At 45.4% G+C, this 18,436-nt stretch carries 15 protein-coding genes and 2 tRNA genes; 14 read left to right on the top strand and 3 right to left on the bottom strand.

Features of this window, described 5'->3' with window-relative positions; translation table 11 throughout:
• Positions 1 to 585 (bottom strand): hypothetical protein, encoded by a 585-nt coding sequence (locus GVY43_RS05305; RefSeq protein WP_012726623.1) that lies wholly within the window; start codon positions 583 to 585, stop codon positions 1 to 3.
• Between the two features lie 75 nt (positions 586 to 660).
• Positions 661 to 1,782 carry a flavodoxin-dependent (E)-4-hydroxy-3-methylbut-2-enyl-diphosphate synthase gene (ispG, locus tag GVY43_RS05300; protein WP_012726622.1) on the bottom strand — a complete coding sequence of 374 codons (1,122 nt, stop codon included), beginning with the start codon at positions 1,780 to 1,782 and terminating at the stop codon, positions 661 to 663.
• Positions 1,783 to 2,001: 219 nt separating this feature from the next.
• On the opposite strand from ispG, the gene GVY43_RS05295 reads away from it, so the two are divergent.
• The gene (locus tag GVY43_RS05295) at positions 2,002 to 3,696 is read left to right on the top strand and encodes a methyl-accepting chemotaxis protein (protein WP_159563648.1); all 1,695 of its coding nucleotides are present in this window, start codon (positions 2,002 to 2,004) and stop codon (positions 3,694 to 3,696) included.
• A 34-nt stretch (positions 3,697 to 3,730) separates the two neighbouring features.
• On the opposite strand, the gene GVY43_RS05290 is transcribed toward GVY43_RS05295, so the two are convergent.
• Positions 3,731 to 4,171 (bottom strand): hypothetical protein, encoded by a 441-nt coding sequence (locus GVY43_RS05290; protein WP_031423270.1) that lies wholly within the window; start codon positions 4,169 to 4,171, stop codon positions 3,731 to 3,733.
• A gap of 180 nt (positions 4,172 to 4,351) precedes the next feature.
• Between GVY43_RS05290 and GVY43_RS05285 the strand changes: the two genes are divergently transcribed.
• The 13 genes from GVY43_RS05285 (at position 4,352) to GVY43_RS05225 (ending at position 18,422) form a co-directional block, all read left to right on the top strand.
• Positions 4,352 to 5,995, top strand: coding sequence for a Na/Pi cotransporter family protein (locus GVY43_RS05285; RefSeq protein WP_159562483.1), 1,644 nt, complete (start codon positions 4,352 to 4,354; stop codon positions 5,993 to 5,995).
• 106 nt (positions 5,996 to 6,101) lie between these two features.
• A tRNA-Met gene (locus tag GVY43_RS05280) sits at positions 6,102 to 6,175 on the top strand.
• A gap of 7 nt (positions 6,176 to 6,182) precedes the next feature.
• Positions 6,183 to 6,256: transfer RNA gene (locus tag GVY43_RS05275), tRNA-Ile, on the top strand.
• A 113-nt stretch (positions 6,257 to 6,369) separates the two neighbouring features.
• On the top strand, positions 6,370 to 7,842 hold the full coding sequence (locus GVY43_RS05270; protein ID WP_159562482.1) for an alpha-amylase: 1,473 nt from the start codon (positions 6,370 to 6,372) through the stop codon (positions 7,840 to 7,842).
• 84 nt (positions 7,843 to 7,926) lie between these two features.
• Positions 7,927 to 8,535 carry a superoxide dismutase gene (locus GVY43_RS05265; RefSeq protein ID WP_074033338.1) on the top strand — a complete coding sequence of 203 codons (609 nt, stop codon included), beginning with the start codon at positions 7,927 to 7,929 and terminating at the stop codon, positions 8,533 to 8,535.
• 157 nt (positions 8,536 to 8,692) lie between these two features.
• The gene (locus GVY43_RS05260) at positions 8,693 to 10,756 is read left to right on the top strand and encodes a penicillin-binding protein 2 (RefSeq protein ID WP_159562481.1); all 2,064 of its coding nucleotides are present in this window, start codon (positions 8,693 to 8,695) and stop codon (positions 10,754 to 10,756) included.
• A gap of 153 nt (positions 10,757 to 10,909) precedes the next feature.
• Complete coding sequence (locus GVY43_RS05255; RefSeq protein ID WP_159562480.1) at positions 10,910 to 11,848, top strand: PstS family phosphate ABC transporter substrate-binding protein; 939 nt, start codon at positions 10,910 to 10,912, stop codon at positions 11,846 to 11,848.
• An 83-nt stretch (positions 11,849 to 11,931) separates the two neighbouring features.
• Positions 11,932 to 12,876: a phosphate ABC transporter permease subunit PstC gene (pstC, locus tag GVY43_RS05250; protein WP_012726614.1), complete on the top strand. Its 945-nt coding sequence runs from the start codon at positions 11,932 to 11,934 to the stop codon at positions 12,874 to 12,876.
• A gap of 1 nt (position 12,877) precedes the next feature.
• A complete protein-coding gene (gene pstA, locus GVY43_RS05245; protein WP_159562479.1) occupies positions 12,878 to 13,789 on the top strand; it encodes a phosphate ABC transporter permease PstA in 912 nt (303 codons plus the stop codon).
• A 110-nt stretch (positions 13,790 to 13,899) separates the two neighbouring features.
• Positions 13,900 to 14,661 (top strand): phosphate ABC transporter ATP-binding protein PstB, encoded by a 762-nt coding sequence (gene pstB / locus GVY43_RS05240; RefSeq protein ID WP_224862754.1) that lies wholly within the window; start codon positions 13,900 to 13,902, stop codon positions 14,659 to 14,661.
• A 16-nt stretch (positions 14,662 to 14,677) separates the two neighbouring features.
• Positions 14,678 to 15,340, top strand: a complete 663-nt coding sequence (gene phoU, locus GVY43_RS05235; protein WP_147536519.1) for a phosphate signaling complex protein PhoU — start codon at positions 14,678 to 14,680, stop codon at positions 15,338 to 15,340.
• A gap of 115 nt (positions 15,341 to 15,455) precedes the next feature.
• Complete coding sequence (locus GVY43_RS05230; protein ID WP_159562478.1) at positions 15,456 to 16,205, top strand: DUF4912 domain-containing protein; 750 nt, start codon at positions 15,456 to 15,458, stop codon at positions 16,203 to 16,205.
• Positions 16,206 to 16,220: 15 nt separating this feature from the next.
• On the top strand, positions 16,221 to 18,422 hold the full coding sequence (locus tag GVY43_RS05225; RefSeq protein ID WP_159562477.1) for a 1,4-alpha-glucan branching protein domain-containing protein: 2,202 nt from the start codon (positions 16,221 to 16,223) through the stop codon (positions 18,420 to 18,422).
• The last annotated feature ends 14 nt before the right edge of the window (positions 18,423 to 18,436 follow it).

Raw genomic sequence — 18,436 nt, 5'->3', positions numbered from 1 at the left:
TTAACGTTGCTGTAGAACGATTTGTTTCTCCAATTGCGCGACATGGTGATGCGCCTCACGCCATGTCGAAATGCGAGTTACGCCTTCAGGTAACGTCTTACGATTATAGGGTGCGTCGAATAGGAGTACTGGAATTGACGTTTCTTCATGAATCGAGATGGCATTCTCATACCGGTCTTCCATAAACAGTTCGAGTGACAAGTCTTTGACGACATTGATTTTATCGTGAGAACCGGTCATGACCAACGAATCAAGCGGCAAACGATGCTGTTTGATCCATTCTTCGGTAACCGGTCGAACCGCCTCACTTCGGGCGGTGACGTAATGCAGGTGATGTTGCTGCTTTAATTCCCATAACACATCCAACACATCAGAGTGCGGAAGTGAACGACGGTAAATCGCTTCTTCATGCCCCTCTTCAATCATAAACTTCCAAAATTCATGTTGCTCCATCGTCGTATACGTGTGCAACTCGTACTCGGTCGCACGATGATAGTCAATCGAATAGCCGAGTGATTCATTCATATATAAAAAACAACTTTTAGGATCTGTAACGGTTCCATCCAAATCAATGCCGATTCGCATCTCATCACTCCTCCTCACATGCCCTCTATTCTATCAAAAACCCGTACGGTTGCAACCGTACGGGCATGAGATTCATTAATTTGATTGGTTTGCGAGTTCTTGTTCTTCGCGCTCACGTTCAGCCATTTTTTCAGCAGCGATCGCATCGATTTCTTTTTTCAATTCTTCGACCATCGTCGCCTCAGGCACTTTACGGATGATCTTTCCGTGACGGAAGAGAAGTCCTTCGTTACGTGCGCCTGCGATTCCAATGTCCGCTTCACGAGCCTCACCAGGACCGTTTACCGCACATCCGAGAACGGCAACTTTAATGTTGACGTTGATGTTTTGGATGTATTCTTCTACCTCTTTTGCAATCGAAATCAAATCGATTTCAATTCGTCCACATGTTGGACAAGAGATCAAAGTCGCGGCATTTGCTGCAAGTCCAAATGACTTGAGCACTTCTTTCGCAACTTTTACTTCCTCAACCGGGTCGTCTGAAAGTGAAACTCGAACTGTTGAACCGATTCCAAGAGAGAGAATTGCACCGAGTCCTGCAGCCGATTTAAGTGAACCGGAGAAGAGTGGACCTGACTCTGTGATGCCGACGTGAAGAGGATAATCAAACGTCTTCGCAGCGAGTGTGTAGGCTTCGAGTGCAAGGTTTACGTCTGAAGCTTTGAGCGAGATGATCGTGTTATAGAAGCCGAGATCCTCGAGAATCTTCACGTGGTGCATCGCACTCTCGACCATACCTTGCGCGGTCGGATATCCATACTTTTCAAGGAATTGTTTTTCTAATGAGCCGGCGTTAACACCGATTCGAATTGGAATCCCTTTTGCTTTCGCCGCATTGACGACGGCCTCTACTTTCTCACGACGACCGATGTTACCCGGGTTAATCCGGATTTTATCGACGCCACTTTCAATGGCTTTTAAAGCAAGCTTGTAGTCGAAGTGGATGTCGACGACGAGCGGGATATTGATGCGGCTCTTAATTTCTGCAAGTGCGTCAGCTGCACGTTCGTCTGGACAAGCCACGCGAACGACTTGGCAACCAGCTTCCTCAAGACGCTTGATTTCGGCGACTGTCGCCTCGACGTCATGCGTTTTCGTAGTGGTCATAGATTGAATAATGACTTCGTTCGATCCTCCGATAATCAAGTTACCGACGCGGACCGGACGTGTTAATGAACGATGCAAAATTTCTGACATATACGTAATCTCCTTCTTTTGGAAAGAATCCAATCGATTTAAGATGATAGGGTTTCTTCATTATCATAACGAAAAGAATGTGAAAAAGCATCTAGGATGCGTGACGGATGTGTGCTCTTTACAAACTCTAACGCTATCTTAACATCTACTTCATAATTTTCCACCGTCTCAAGACCGATATATAGGCGAGATTAGAAAAAGAGGTGGCTTAACGTGAAGATGAATTTCAAGCGCAATCAAATGAAGGGTACGGGACGAAACGCTCGACTAAATCGTCATTTTAAAATAGGGCACCGCCTCCAATGGACGCTCATGCCAATCATATTACTTGTCTTTATCGTGACGTTTAGCTGGTTCGCCCTAAAGTCTGAACAACTATTGTCCGCAGAAATCGAGCAGCGCCTTATGCGAGAAGTTACGGTCATGCGAGAATCGGTGAAGACGTCGTACAGTGCATATGTAGCAAACGAGAAGCAACTCAACCGGTCATTAAAATCTACTTATATGCAACAAGCTTCTATTCTATCGGGAGATGATTTTGAAGCAGCGCAATTTTTAGTACGTGGAGAGTCTGTTGAGCAATTGAGTGGGTCAAAAGGAATGAAAACAGAGCAGATTGTAGGGAAAGTTTCACAAACGACAACATCTGAAGTAGAAGAGACAGATGGTTTACTAATGGCATCGGTCTCGATCCCTGAGCTAAAAGCAGATTACGTTCTCGTTGTCACGAAAAAATCTGCGCTTGGTCCAATGACTGAACTGCGAAAATATATCACGTTCATTTTATTCATTGCGATGATTGGGATGGCCATCCTCTTTTCGCGATTGATTCATCGTGAAGTCAAACCGTTGAGTGTATTGGCCCATTCATTGCGCCGTGCCGTTGAAACGCGTCGTTTCGATGACGTGGCACTTGGAGCGAAATCCAAAGAAATCCATATACTCGAAACCGAGTTCAACACGTTCATTCAATTATGGAATCAGTCCATGGATATGATGGGGAAGACAGCGAGTGCATTTCATCAAAGTCTTCCAATCTTCCAACAAGAACTGATGAACAGCCATCATCAGGTTGAACAATTCCGTGAAGTTGCGGTTACGGTAGAACATACGAGTCATTCATATCAGTCGGTGACAAGCGATTCTACATTCAAAATGAGAGAAGTGACACAACAAATAGAAATGCTGGAACATCAAATTTCGAGTGTGGACGACCGTGGCAATCGACTGAAATCCATATTACATGAAGAACTTGAAACGTTCTATTCTGTGAAAGAGGCGAGTGATTATGTTGAGCAACAAGTGGAGAGTATTCAACAAAAGCTTGAAGAGAGTGAGTCGAACTCTTCAAAAGCGGATGAGGCGCTAAAGAGTATCCTATCGGTGTCGACAGCTACGAAGATGTTGTCGCTTAACGCATCGATTGAGGCAGCCCGCGCAGGAGAACATGGTAAAGGATTTGCTGTTGTTGCCAATGAAGTTGGGAAGTTAGCAAAAATGACGAATGAAGCGACACTCCTCGCGGTAGATGCAATCGAAGCATTGAACGAAGAACGAAAGGACCTGTTGTTTGAAGTCAATGACTTTATCAAAGAAGTGCATCTATTAAAAGATGCTGTTTATCGAGTAGAGATTGGAATCGGAACAATCGACCATGAAATCAAAGTTCAGTTAGATGAGTTTCAGTCCATCTCGGATCAAACGTCACATACGGGGAGACAGCTCTTGCAATTAATCGAATCGAATGAGCGGTTGCGAGAAATCAGTTCGTTACTCGAACGAAAGTTATTCGAGCTGAACGACGGTGTCGAACGATGGTCCAATGTGCAGTCTGCCTTACAGTCTGCAGGTACTGACTTGAGTGACCAAAGTGAAGCATTGAATCAGACGCTCGAGGAACTTTCTCCGGCATAAAAATAACGACAAGCGTTTACGAAGACGCTTGTCGTTATTTTTTTTTTGGCACTTTCGTTAAAGGGTAGGTGATATATCCGAGTCCAATGATGAAACCAATCCATATAAGAGACGGGTTCATGTGGTACAACACCACTAATATAACGGTAGGGACGAATGTCATCGCCACGGCATATGGCCAAGCTTGACGGTAGGCCCACATGTTTTTCGAGTAGACTTTTGTAACCAACTGAACGTATAAAGCCATGATGGCGACCCAAAGTAAATAGAAAAAGAAAATGGCGAATCCGTGTAAGAATAGCCACATCGGAACGAAAAAATCAGGACGAATCACAATAAAGTCCAAGACAGTGATCAGAAGCGTCAACACGAGAGTGGCTCCCATATAGGCATGGAGCGGGGCTAAACGAAGACGCAATACTTGCTTAGATGGGAAAAGACTTGTTCGAAGGAACTTCAAAATAGTGGACAACATACTAAAAACTCCAATCTGTTATATTACAGAAGTCAATAAGATGCATGAAATGGTACAGTGTTTTAATAAAACTTTTACATTAAACGTGTTTACATGATACTACCGATGAAGGCATAATGAGTAGGGCATTAAAAACCAAGCAAATCCAACCAATTCTTAATTAAAAGGAGTACAAAAATCGTGGAATACAATTTGCAAGAAATGTTATTCATGTTTTTTGGAGGTCTAGGGATCTTCCTCTTCGGGATCAAATCGATGGGAGACGGACTCCAAAAGTCTGCAGGGAATCGCCTGCGAGACATCCTTGATAAGTATACAACGAATCCATTCCTTGGGGTACTCGCCGGGATTATCGTTACTGTATTGATTCAATCATCTTCAGGTACAACCGTCATTACGGTCGGACTTGTTAGCGCCGGGTTCATGACACTCCGTCAAGCAATCGGGGTCATCATGGGGGCGAACATCGGGACGACGGTGACGGCGTTCATCATCGGATTCGATGTTGGTGCATATGCGCTTCCAATCATTGCAATCGGTGCAGTATTGTTGTTCTTCTTTAAAAAAGAAAAATTACAACACCTTGGTCAAATTTTCTTTGGCTTCGGGATGTTGTTCTATGGACTTGAATTAATGGGAAGTGGGATGAAACCACTTCGTTCAAGTGAATATTTCATCGACTTGACGCAATCAATGAGTGACAACCCGTTCCTCGGTGTCATCGTTGGTACAGTATTTACCGTGATTGTTCAATCATCGTCTGCGACGATCGGAATCTTGCAAGAGCTATATGCTGGTGGTTCCATCGATTTAGGTGCTGCTTTACCGGTATTGTTCGGAGATAACATCGGAACAACGATCACAGCGATTTTGGCATCGATTGGTGCATCAGTTGCCGCACGTCGTGCAGCAGCGGCACACGTCATCTTTAACTTGATCGGTACGACAATCTTTATGATCTTGTTAGTTCCGTTCACAAACTATATCTATTGGATCACAGAACTCTTGGCGATTGAAGATAAGATGCAAATCGCATTCGCACACGGTACGTTTAACGTCGTCAACACTTTCATCCAGTTCTGGTTCATCGGAACGATTGCTTGGATCGTGACGAAGTTGGTTCCTGGTGAAGACTCAATCGTCGATACGAAAGCACAACATTTAGACCCGATCTTCATTCAACAGTCACCATCGATTGCAGTCGAGCAAGCGAAATACGAAGTCATCCGCATGGGAGATTTCGCAAAACTCGGTCTCGATGAAGCACGCAACTATTTGACGACTGGCGACAAGAAGCACGCTGAAAAGTCGGCACATATCGAAGAAGCATTGAACTCGTTGAATGCGAAAATTACAGATTACCTCGTGAAATTGGCTGCCGTTGATTTGACAGAACAAGAATCACAAGAACACAAAACACTCATGCATGCCATCAACGATATCGAGCGAATCGGTGATCACGTTGAGAACATCATCGAGTTGATTGATTATAAGACAGCTACGAAAGTGACGCTTTCGACAGATGCACAAAAAGAATTGACTGAAATGTACGACCTCACACGTGCGACGTTAGAGAAATCTCTTCAGACGTTGGGGAGCGGTGACATGATTGAAGCACGTAAAGTCATTGAAATGGAAGCGAAACTCGACATGCTCGAGCGTCAATTCCGTAAGAACCACGTCGTTCGTTTGAACACAGGTGCTTGCGATGGACAAGCAGGTATGTTCTTCGTCGATATGCTCTCGAACTTGGAGCGAATCGGTGACCATGCTATGAACATCACGGAAATCACACTTGAAGATGCAAACGAAGTAACCGTATAAATCAGAAGCACTCCAAATGAAATTTGGGGTGCTTTTTCTTATTCGGCAAGGAATACTCCTTGACACTCCAAGACATATTCAGTATATTATTACTGTATAACAACATGGCGGTGTAGCTCAGCTGGCTAGAGCGTACGGTTCATACCCGTGAGGTCGTGGGTTCGACTCCCTCCGCCGCTATTTATAAGGACCCTTAGCTCAGCTGGTTAGAGCAGACGGCTCATAACCGTCCGGTCGTAGGTTCAAGTCCTACAGGGTCCATTCGTAAGCGACGTCACAATGTGAACGTCGCTTTTTTGTTTTCAATCTAAAATTGCTGGGTAAATACTCGTTAGCATTTTGTTTTTTGAAAAATATGAAACGAGGCGGACAAAATGGAACGAAACCACACCATGATGCAATTTTTTGAATGGCATGTCGAGGCAGATCAAAAGCATTGGAAGCGACTAAAAGAGAGAGCAGCCGACTTAAATAAAGCAGGAATAACTGCACTTTGGCTACCACCTGTCACAAAAGGGCAAAGTGATCAAGATACCGGTTATGGAATCTATGACTTATATGATTTGGGTGAGTTCGATCAAAAAGGATCGATTGCCACGAAATACGGTACGAAAAAAGAACTACTTGAAGCGACAGCCTATTGCCAACAAGAACTCGGGATGCAGATTTATATGGATGTCGTCATGAACCATAAAGCCGGGGCGGATGCGACCGAGAAGTTTGAAGTGTTAGAAGTAGATCCCGACGACCGTACGAAAGTCCTTTCAGATGAAGCGTTCGAAATCGAGGGATGGACAAAATTTGATTACGAAGCTCGTGATGGGAAATACTCTTCATTCAAATGGGACTTCACGCACTTTAACGGAACGGATTATGATGCGGCGACTGATCGTTCCGGTATTTTCTTTATTGTCGGAGAAAACAAAAGATGGAATGATAACGTCGACGATGAATTCGGTGTCTATGACTATTTAATGTTTGCGAACATCGATTACCACCATCCCGATGTGCGTGAAGAAGTGTTGAATTGGGGGAAATGGTTCATCGAGGAGACGAAATGTGATGGATTCCGTCTTGACGCCATTAAACACATCAACTATGACTTTGTAAAAGAGTTCAGTCAGACGATGCGGGAAGAGAAAGGTGACCAATTCTATTTTGTCGGCGAGTTTTGGAAATCTGACCTTGATGCCTGTCGTGAATTTCTCGATAATATCGATTACCATGTCGATTTATTCGATGTCCCGCTCCATTACAAATTACATCAAGCCTCGGAGGAAGGGGCCGCGTTTGACATGCGAACCATTTTTGATGATACGCTCGTTCAGTCACACCCGCTTCATTCCGTGACGTTCGTAGATAATCACGATTCACAACCCGAGGAGGCGCTTGAGTCATGGGTGAAAGATTGGTTCAAGCAAATCGCCTATGGTCTTGTCTTACTTCGTAAAGATGGTTATCCATGTGTCTTCTATGGCGATTACTACGGTATAGACGGTCCTCACCCGACTGATGGGATGAAGCTCGCCATTGATACGCTTCTATATGCGCGCCGAGAGAAAGCGTACGGGGAGCAGGATGATTACTTTGATGATGCAAACGTCATCGGGTGGGTACGAAAAGGTGTGGAGGAAATCGAACGTTCCGGATGTGCCGTCCTCATTTCAACTTCTGATGAATCTGAAAAGAGAATGTTTGTCGGGGAAGAACGTGCCGGTGAAACATGGGTCGATTTAACGAATACGTTGGATGATCGAATTGAGATTGATGAAGAAGGATTTGGGGTATTTAAAGTGTCGGCGGGGTCGATTTCAGTTTGGGCATTGCCAGAAGAAGATGTCGAATAAAGCATTACAATTGAGTCGACCGTCACATATCTGTTACATTTAAGACGAACGTTGTTCAAAACACTTTTAAGGGGGATTTTAGTAATGGCTAAATTTGAATTACCACAACTTGATTACGCATATGATGCACTCGAACCACACATTGATGCACGCACGATGGAAATCCACCACACGAAACACCACAACACTTACGTCACAAACGTAAACAATGCACTCGAAGGAAAAGATGTGGAGTACTCTTCACTCGAAGACTTGCTTCAAAAAATCGATTCGCTTCCTGCTGACATTCAAACAGCTGTCCGCAACAACGGTGGCGGTCATTGGAACCACTCGTTCTTCTGGAAGCTCTTGAAGAAAAATGAGAACGGCACACCGTCTGGCGATCTCGCTGCGGCAATCGATGAGTCTTTCGGTAGCTTTGATGCGTTCAAAGACGAATTCACGAAAGCTGCAACGACTCGTTTCGGTTCAGGATGGGCTTGGCTCGTCGTGAAGAACGGGAAACTCGAAGTCACGTCTACACCAAACCAAGACTCACCAATCATGGAAGGTGTTACGCCAATCCTCGGTCTTGATGTATGGGAACATGCTTACTACTTGAACTACCAAAACCGTCGTCCTGACTATATCAACGCATTCTTCCATGTCATCGATTGGGATTATGTGGCGAAATTATACGCTGACGCAAAATAAGCTGGTCTTACCCGGGGTTCTTATACGAATCTCGGGTTTTTTTGTGGTTTTCATTAATTTGTAAACAAATTATGATATAGTGAAAATCGGACAAAACGACAGGGATTCCTGTCCTCTATAATATAGAAGGAAATGAACGTGGAGGGAGTAAACGGACTTGGCAAAAAATCGGGTAAAAGTGCCGAAAAAACGGCGAAACCACTTACCGTTACGCTTAAATTTACTATTTTTCATCGTCTTCATTCTATTTGCGACCCTCATTTTTCGATTGGGTGTCGTACAAATCGTGAATGGTGAACTGATTGCTCGGGAAGTACAGAAAACGGAGTCGAGTAAAATTAAATATGAAGTGCCGCGAGGTAAAATCTACGACCGGAACGGTCAAGTGCTGGCGGATACGATTTCAAACTACTCGGTCATGTATCGCCGCTCTCAAGTGACAAAGACGGATGAACGTTTAGACGTAGCGAAAAAATTGGCGGAAATCGTCGACATTCCAAAAGAAGACCGTAAAATGACGGAGCGAGACCGAAAGGATTACTGGATTGCAACGAATCCGGAATTGGCGCAAGAACGGACTCAAGGGTTATTGGAAGAATTATCGGAAGAGGAGCGGGCCGCATTGTCTAACCAAGACGTGGACCGGCTTTTGCTCGATTCAATCACCGAAGAAGAGATCACTTTTGATGATGCGACAGAAGAAATCATCGCCATTAAACACAATATGGAGAGTGGCTATGCACTCGACCCACAGGTCATCAAAATCGGTGCAAGCCCGAAAGAGATGGCGGTCATCGAAGAGAACTTAGAGCAGTTGCCTGGAGTGAGTGTCGAACCTTACTATCAACGGGATTATCCGTATGATGAGACGTTCAAGAGTTTCCTAGGAAGTTATCGTCAAATTCCGGCGGAACAACGTGCATCTTATCAGGCGAAGGGTTACGGGTTGAACGACCGGGTTGGTACCTCCTACTTGGAACAACAGTATGAAGACGTCCTTCGGGGAACGCCGGCCTATGATGTGTTCACGACGTATAAAGGGGAGCCGGTCGGTGAACCGACACGAGTGAGTGGGAATCCAGGGAAAGACATCGTCTTATCGACCGACATCGAGTTCCAAAAAGAAATCGATGAGATCTTGAAAAAGGCGATTCGCGCAGGGCGCTCTGGAAGTCCTCATTTCGACCGGGCATTCGCTGTCGTCATGAATCCACAAACGGGTGAATTGCTCGCCTTATCTGGACAAGAACTCGATTTGGAAACGAACGAATTCAAGGATGTATCGACCGGAACGGTTCTTCGCGCCAGCCAAATCGGATCAACCATCAAAGGGGCGACGGTCGCCTATGGATTCGAAGAAGGCGTCGTGAAACCGGGAGAGTATATTTATGATGCTCCGATTCGGATTGGTTCGTCAGTGAAAGCTTCCTACCGGAATATGGGGAACATCAACGACTTAGATGCACTCGCGATGTCATCGAATATCTATATGTTCCAAATTGCTTTGCGTCTGGCTGATTATTACTCGACAGGTCAAATTGTCGGGGAAAATGTCACGCAGGCGTTCGAAACGATGGAACACTACTATAAACAATTCGGTCTCGGAATCGAAACAGGGATCGACTTGCCGTTTGAGTCGACCGGATTCCGTAGCATCCCGGACCGCGTCACGCTTCTGATGGATATGTCGATCGGACAGTATATTTCTTATACTCCGATTCAATTGGCGCAATATACGTCAGCATTGGCGAACGGTGGCTATCGTGTACAACCACACTTGCTGAAAGAAATCATTGAGCCGGGTTCGCTTGATGAGAACAATAAGCAAGTCGTGAGCACGTTCCAACCGAATGCGTTGAATAAAGTCGATATCCAGGATGAATACATTCAACGTGTCCGTGAAGGATATCGTCAAGGGGTTGAATCTGCGTCCGGTTCGTCTCGCATTTTACAGCAGACCGGTATGACGGCTGCAGGTAAAACCGGAACTGCTCAAGCAATCGCGGAAGGGGCAGACGGTCAGGCGAAACGAAATGCGAACGGAGAACCGATTAAGACATTGAACTCAAACCATGTCGGTTGGGCACCGTTCGATGATCCGGAAATCGCTTGGGCGATCATCATGCCTGGACTTGAGGCGGAAGGAATCAATACGCGTGTCGCGCACGACATCATGAAAGCTTACTTTAATCTAGAAGACGTCAATGCAATGCTTCAGTAAAAGAAGTCACTTCGGTGACTTCTTTTTTTGTCTTTACAATTCTTTTACGTTCCGTTTATTTCTCGTTAATAGAAGTTCATTAGGATATTAATTGTAGGACAGAACAACAAATCCACAACAAAAATCAAAGCAAACTCAAGGAGGACGTCACAAATGTCTTGGATGAAAAAATCAGCTTTACTCGCTTCAATCACTTCAGTCGCACTCGTAGGTGCTGCTTGTGGGAACAATGAAGAAGGTGGCGCTGCTGAAGGCGGCGATGCGCTCTCAGGAAAAGTCGTCATGGATGGATCATCAACTGTATTCCCAATCATGGAAGCAGTCGCAGAAGAATTTTCAGCTGAACAACCAGAAGTTGAAGTGACAGTCGGTGTCTCTGGTACGGGTGGTGGCTTCAAACGTTTCGTGACGGGAGAGACAGACTTCTCGAACGCATCACGTGAAATCAAAGAAGAAGAAGCAGCCGAAGCTGAGAAAAACGGTGTGGAATTCACGCAACTCTCGGTTGCACTTGATGGACTTTCGCTTGTTGTTAACCCAGCGAACGATTGGGCACAAGATATCACGATTGAAGAATTGAATAAGATGTGGACGGACACAAGCGTAAAAACATGGAAAGACGTTCGCTCTGACTGGCCAGATGAGGAGATTTCATTCTTCGCACCAGGTAAAGACTCAGGTACATTTGACTTCTTCAATGAAGCCGTCCTTGACGATACGGACATTCGTGAAGACGCACAATTGTCTGAGGATGACAACGTCCTCGTCACGGGTGTAGCTGGAACAGAAGGTGCAATCGGATTCTTCGGATATGCATACTACATCGAAAACCAAGACACGCTTCGTGCCATGGCAGTCGAGGGTGTAGAGCCAACTCCAGAAACAATCAATGACCTTTCTTATCCACTCTCACGTGAAATCTACACGTACGTCAACAACGCTTCGTTGAAAGACAAAGAGCAAGTTGCGGAATTCGCACGCTTCATGAATGAGAACGCTGCTGCGCTTTCTGAAGAAGTAGGATATGTCGGTATGGAACAAGCGCGTTACGACGAAAACATGAAGATGATCGACGAAATCGCTGGAGAATAAGATGATAGGTGGCAGAAGGTGAGACACGGTCTCGCCTTCTCGCCATGCTTTCTAGTATGAAGAGGTAGGGAGCGATACACGAGATGAATGAACCGAACAATAAGCTTTCGATTCGAGAGATGATTCAACAAAATAAACAAAAGAAATATAGTACGACGAACGTGTTTGATAAAATCATGCCGTTCTTATTATTCTTGAGCGCATTCGTATCGGTCGTCACGACCATTGGTATTGCGTTCACACTAGGCTTTGAGCTATTCAAGTTCTTTGAACGAGTCCCTGTCGCAGAATTTTTAGGATCGACAGAATGGTACCCGCTTAGTGCAGATCAGCGCTTCGGGGTATGGGCCCTTGTCATGGGAACACTCCAAATTACTGTGATTGCGATGATTGTAGCCGTCCCACTCGGTTTGGCGTCTGCGATTTATTTAAGTGAATACGCCTCTGAACGGGCACGACGTGTATTGAAACCAATTCTAGAAGTGTTGGCCGGTGTGCCGACCATCGTATTCGGTTTCTTCGCCTTGTCATTCATTACACCGATTCTGCAAGCACTCATCCCAGGACTTCAAATTTACAATGCACTAAGCCCAGGGATTGTCGTCGGGATTATGATTATCCCGATGATTGCCTCGATTTCTGAGGATGCAATGAGTGCTGTTCCGAAGAAAATTCGGGACGGTGCACTCGGTTTAGGTGCGACACGTCTTGAGGTGGCAACGAAAGTTGTCATGCCTGCTGCGACGTCTGGAATCATCGCCTCTATCGTTCTCGGAATGAGCCGTGCGATTGGGGAGACGATGATTGTAACCATCGCTGGTGGTTCACAGCCGAACTTCGAGTTCAACCCGCTCAATGCGATTCAGACGATGACAGCGTATATCGTTCAAATCGCCAAAGGTGATGCAGGTTACGGCACAATCGAATATTACAGTATCTATGCGGTCGGTGCGTTGTTGTTCGTCTTTACCCTATTGATGAACTTATTCGCAAACTGGGTGACGCGCCGCTTCAGAGAGGAGTACTAATATGGCTTTACCGAACAGTGAGTTCAAGAATACGAAGAACTTGATGAATCGTGAGACCGTGTCTCAACGAATTAAACGACGTTTACAATTGAATGAAATATTTAAGTACATCTTTTTGGCGGGACTTGTCTTTGCGCTCGTTGTCTTATCGACGTTGATTTATGACATCGTGTCAAAGGGCGCAGGATGGGTCGATCTCGATTTCTTGCGCAACTTCCCGTCGCGCCGTCCTGAACAGGCTGGATTATATCCTGCGTTGATTGGGTCGTTATGGCTCATGCTATTGATCGTACCGATGGTGTTTGTCATCGGTGTTGGAGCGGCAATTTACTTGGAAGAATACGCTCCGAAAAATCGCATGACTTCGTTTATTGAAGTCAACATTTCGAACTTGGCAGGCGTTCCGTCAATCGTATTCGGATTACTTGGATTGACGATTTTCGTTCGAGTCATGGAATTAGGGAACTCGGTTATGGCTGGCGCCTTGACGCTCGGTCTCATGAGTTTGCCGATTGTCATCGTGGCCTCACAGGAAGCGCTACGAGCAGTCAAAATGGAATTACGACACGCTTCGCTAGCACTCGGGGCATCTAAGTGGCAGACGACATTTAACGTCGTGTTACCTTCGGCGTTACCAGGAATCATCACGGGAATTATCCTAGCGGTTTCCCGGGCGATTGGTGAAACGGCTCCACTCATCATGGTCGGAGCGGCAACATTCATTTCAACAACACCGAGTAACATTTTCTCTGACTTCACGGCCCTCCCGATTCAGATTTACAACTGGACGAGCCGACCACAAGCAGAGTTCCAAAACTTAGCGGCAGCAGGGATCATCGTACTTATGACGATGCTCATCGCGATGAACTCGGTTGCAATCTATATTCGAAACAAATATACAAATCGACACTAAGTCTTTTTTGCAGATGAATGAGGAGGAAGCTCGAGATGATGAAACAACAAGAGCTCAACAAAGGAGATCAAAACGTGAACACAACTACGACAGAACCGACAACGACTGAGATGAAAAAAGATAGCGCCTATGTCGTCAACAATTTGAACTTGTGGTACGGAGAAGACCAGGCTTTGATTGACGTCAACCTCGATATTAAAAAGAATGAAGTCACGGCGATCATCGGACCATCTGGGTGCGGAAAATCAACGTTCATCAAGACGTTAAATCGGATGGTCGAACTCGTGCCATCGGTTCGGACGAACGGTGAAATTTTATACCATGGTCGTAACATCTTCGATCGCGGATACAAGGTGGAAGATTTGCGTACCTCGGTCGGGATGGTATTCCAACAACCGAACCCATTCCCAAAATCGGTCTATGACAATGTAGCATATGGACCGCGGACGCACGGAATCAAAAATAAAAAAGTACTCGATGAAATTGTCGAGCGTTCATTACGTGGTGCGGCAATCTGGGATGAAGTAAAAGATCGATTGAATGAGAATGCGTACGGACTTTCAGGTGGACAACAACAACGTCTCTGTATCGCGCGTACGTTAGCGATTGAACCGGATGTCATCTTAATGGACGAACCGACGTCTGCCCTTGACCCGATCTCTACACTAAAAGTGGAAGAATTGGTACAAGAGTTGAAAGAACAGTATTCAATCATCATCGTGACACATAACATGCAACAAGCTGCCCGTGTTTCGGATAAAACAGCATTCTTTTTAAATGGAGAAGTTGTCGAGTTCGATGTTACAGATAAGATTTTCTCGAATCCATCTGACAAACGGACGGAAGACTATATTTCTGGCCGTTTCGGTTAAGGAGGAGACTGGATTGATGGCACAAAACCGCACATTTTTTGATACGAAGTTAACTGAATTAGAAGATAAAGTTGTTCGATTGGCAAACTTGACGATGCGTCAAACGGCGACGGCAATCGAAGTGTTAGAAAAACACGATCTTGAATTGGCTAAAACGGTGATTGAGAACGACAACGAGTTAGATGAGTTGGAGTTGACAATCAACGATGAAGCGATCCTGTTGATTGCAAAACAGCAGCCAGTCGCGACTGACTTGCGACGTCTGATTGTGACGATGAAATCAGCGACAGATCTTGAACGCATTGCGGACTATGCGACAAATATCGCAAAAGCGGTGACACGAATCGAGCACGTTCCCTATGTTCTCGACATTCAACCACTCAAGAAGATGGCTGAGCAGTTGATTGACATGCTTGAACTAGCGACACGTGCCTATCGCAAAGGTGAAGTGAGCCGTGTACGTGAACTCAATGAGATGGACCGCGTGATTGATGACATCAACCTAACGGTGATTAAACAATATATCGGTTCTCTCCCGGCCATGACGGTTGGGACGAACGATGTATACGAATTCTCGAACATCGCTCGATACCTCGAACGGATGGGCGATCATGTGACGAACTTCGGAGAACATTTAATTTTTCTCGAAAAAGGGAAACATTATGATTTGAATCAATAAGATTAGTGGTAAAGAACAACAGTGCTGTTGTTCTTTATTTTTTTGGGCAGGAATACAAACTCAAGGAGCGAATAATAGTCTACATGGATTTTTACATGAAGGGAGCCATATAGAGATGGAAGAGAAAATCGTGTCCTTGAAACAACAAGGTCTTACGTTAAAACAGATTGCGGCAGAATTAGACGTCCCGATTGGCAAAGTCCAATACGCATGGCGGAAATGGAGAAATCAGCAACAGGAAGTGGAGGCGGTTGCCCCTGTGAAACAAAAGCGTGAAACGAAGAAAGCGAAGACGTCGGTGACGACCTCACGCAAACAAGTGGCATCAGCGAAAGAGACGGCCAACGTGTCGACTTCTCCACTTCTTGAAAAGGGTCCGGATGGATACTGGAAGCTACCCGATCGGTACAACGTGGACTTTATGCATGCGGTCGTACAGTCTCCAAACTCAGTGTATGTATGCTGGGAAGTATCTGATCTCGTGAAAGAAACGTTAGCGCTTCAATTTATGCGACGCTGGGAAGAATTGCCGAAGGCGTTTCGCATCCTTGATGTTACGTTACTTGATTACAATAGCGGTCACGCAAACCGCTCCTATACATTCGATCTTCCTGAAATGACGAACAGCTGGTTCGTTCGCCCTCTCGACCCGAATACGACATATGTGTTTGAATTTGGGATTCGGACGATGGAAGGGGAGTTTCTCCCAATCGTCGCATCAAATCCGCTTGATACGCCGCGGGCAGAACCAGTAGGAGTCGGACGATTCGCAGAACCGGTCCGACGTTGGCAATACGGGGAAGTTGATTCTCCAGAACTACTTGATACGTTACCAAAATATGCAGCATACCGACTCGTGCGTTAAGGAGGACTTTTTATTATGAAACCTGGGTACTTTTCACTCGTCCTTCATGCTCATTTACCGTACGTTAGGCATGAAGAGAAACACCGTTTAGAAGAAAGATGGGTTTACGAGGCCATCTCTGAGACATATCTTCCGATTCTATGGCAAGTCGATCGCTTGAAGCGTCCCTTGCATTGGACGGTTAGTATTTCCCCACCTGTCGTTGAAATGCTTGCCGATCCTCTCATTCAGGATCGCTATGTGGAGCACTTAGACGATATGCTCGAATTGATTGCCCTCGAATTGTCTGAGGACCGAACAGATGAAGAAACAGCGACGTTACATTTTTATCGTCAACGATACCACGATTTAAAAAATACGTTCCTTCATTGGAATAAAAATTTGAATGAGGCGTTCCGTACATATCGTGAGGCAGGTTATATTGACATGGTGACATGTACGGCAACCCATGGCTTTAATCCACATCTCTTCACGGAACAGGCGGCGCGCGCTGAGATTCGCACAGGTTTGAACTGTTTCGAACGTCATTATGGGTTCCGTCCAACAGGCATCTGGTTACCAGAGTGTGCTTATACACCAGGAGTTGATCGGATTCTTTATGAAGAAGGAATTCGCTACACATTTGTCGATGAACATGCTCTTCTCGACGCAGATCCGACGCCAGAGAAAGGAATTGGAGCCCCTGTTTATTCACCACATGGCGTCGCGTTGTTCCCTCGGGATCAAATCATTTCAGGTAAAATTTGGAGTTCGATGATCGGATATCCAGGCCATCCGGATTATCGTGAGTTTTACCGCGATTTGGCATACGATCGGGACTGGGACTATATCCAGTCCTTCATGCATCCGGAAGGAATTCGTTTTGATACGGGTTTAAAAATGCACCGGATTACGGGTGATACGGATCAAAAGGATTTCTACGTGCGCGAATGGGCGGAACATCAAATTGAAAACCATGCGACCGATTTTGCCAAAACGTTAGAATCACATCTTGAAGCGCACGGTGCTCAGACATTCCCACCATTTTTAGTCACGGCTCCGTTCGATGCGGAGTTGTTCGGTCACTGGTGGTTTGAGGGGCCAGAGTTTCTTGGGAAAGTAGCAGAGAGACTTGCTGAATTTGGAATTGAAACCATCACGCCAGCGCTCTTCCTTGAACGTCACTTTAAAGATTTACAGACGGTCCACGTGTCGATGAATACATGGGGGCGTAAAGGTTATGGTGAAGTTTGGATTAACGAAAGAAATGAGTGGATGCTTCGTCATTTGCACATGATGGAGATGCAACTCGTAAAAGATGTGGCCGACTATCGTAATCAATCGGAAGCGACGAATCGCGCCTTGAAACAATTAATCCGTCATTACGTATTGGCTGTGTCGAGTGACTGGGCGTTCATCTTGGATGGGCAAACGACGGCGCAATATGCCGCCGAACGGTTCCGTGAACACACACGACTCTTTGCAGAACTTGAAACGGCACTCTATCAGGATGGAGTATCGGAACAGTTGCTACATGATCATTATGCTGCATATCCATTCCTTCAAGACGAAGACATCGATATTGATTCGTTCTTATCTCCTCACGATTACTATGTGACAATCGAGCGCGAAGATGAAAAATCAGCTATTTTAGTACTCACGCCTGAATATCACGGTCATATCGTAGGGGGACTCGGAAGACGGGTCGTCGATGAAATCGAGGCGAGAGCGGACGATGGCGAAGTCGTCTATGTATTAACGCCATATCATGACGAGTTGCCTGAGTATGAACGTCAAGGAAACATACATGTGTATCGTGTTCGCCCAACTAGCCCATTTTTAGAGCATGTTATGAACCAGGTGGCTACACAAAATATCGCCTATGTAAAACTAGTACATGAACTTTCGAAACGTGTTTCCTTCAAAGTGATTCATCACTTCGATTGGATGACAATTCCTGCTGCAAGAGAACTTGCGCAATCCCTTGCGATTCCGTTATACTCAACTATGTTGTCCTTTGAAGCGACTCGCAATCCGCATGGTCACGGTGGTTTGTTCGATGCAATCCATCGAATCGAAAACAGCGTGTTTTCTGCATCAGAACGCGTTTATGTCGGTGAAGAGATCTCGATTCACGACCTGAAACAATGGTATAAGGTGAGCGAGAACGTCAACACATGCCTACCTATAGAGACTTCTCCATATGGACAGGAATCAATGAAAAAGAACGTGAAATAACCTTGCTTTTTCAC

This window comes from Exiguobacterium sp. 8H (assembly GCF_902506255.1).
Taxonomy (GTDB): Bacteria; Bacillota; Bacilli; order Exiguobacteriales; family Exiguobacteriaceae; genus Exiguobacterium; species Exiguobacterium profundum.
This window is presented reverse-complemented; position numbering and strand designations above follow the sequence as displayed.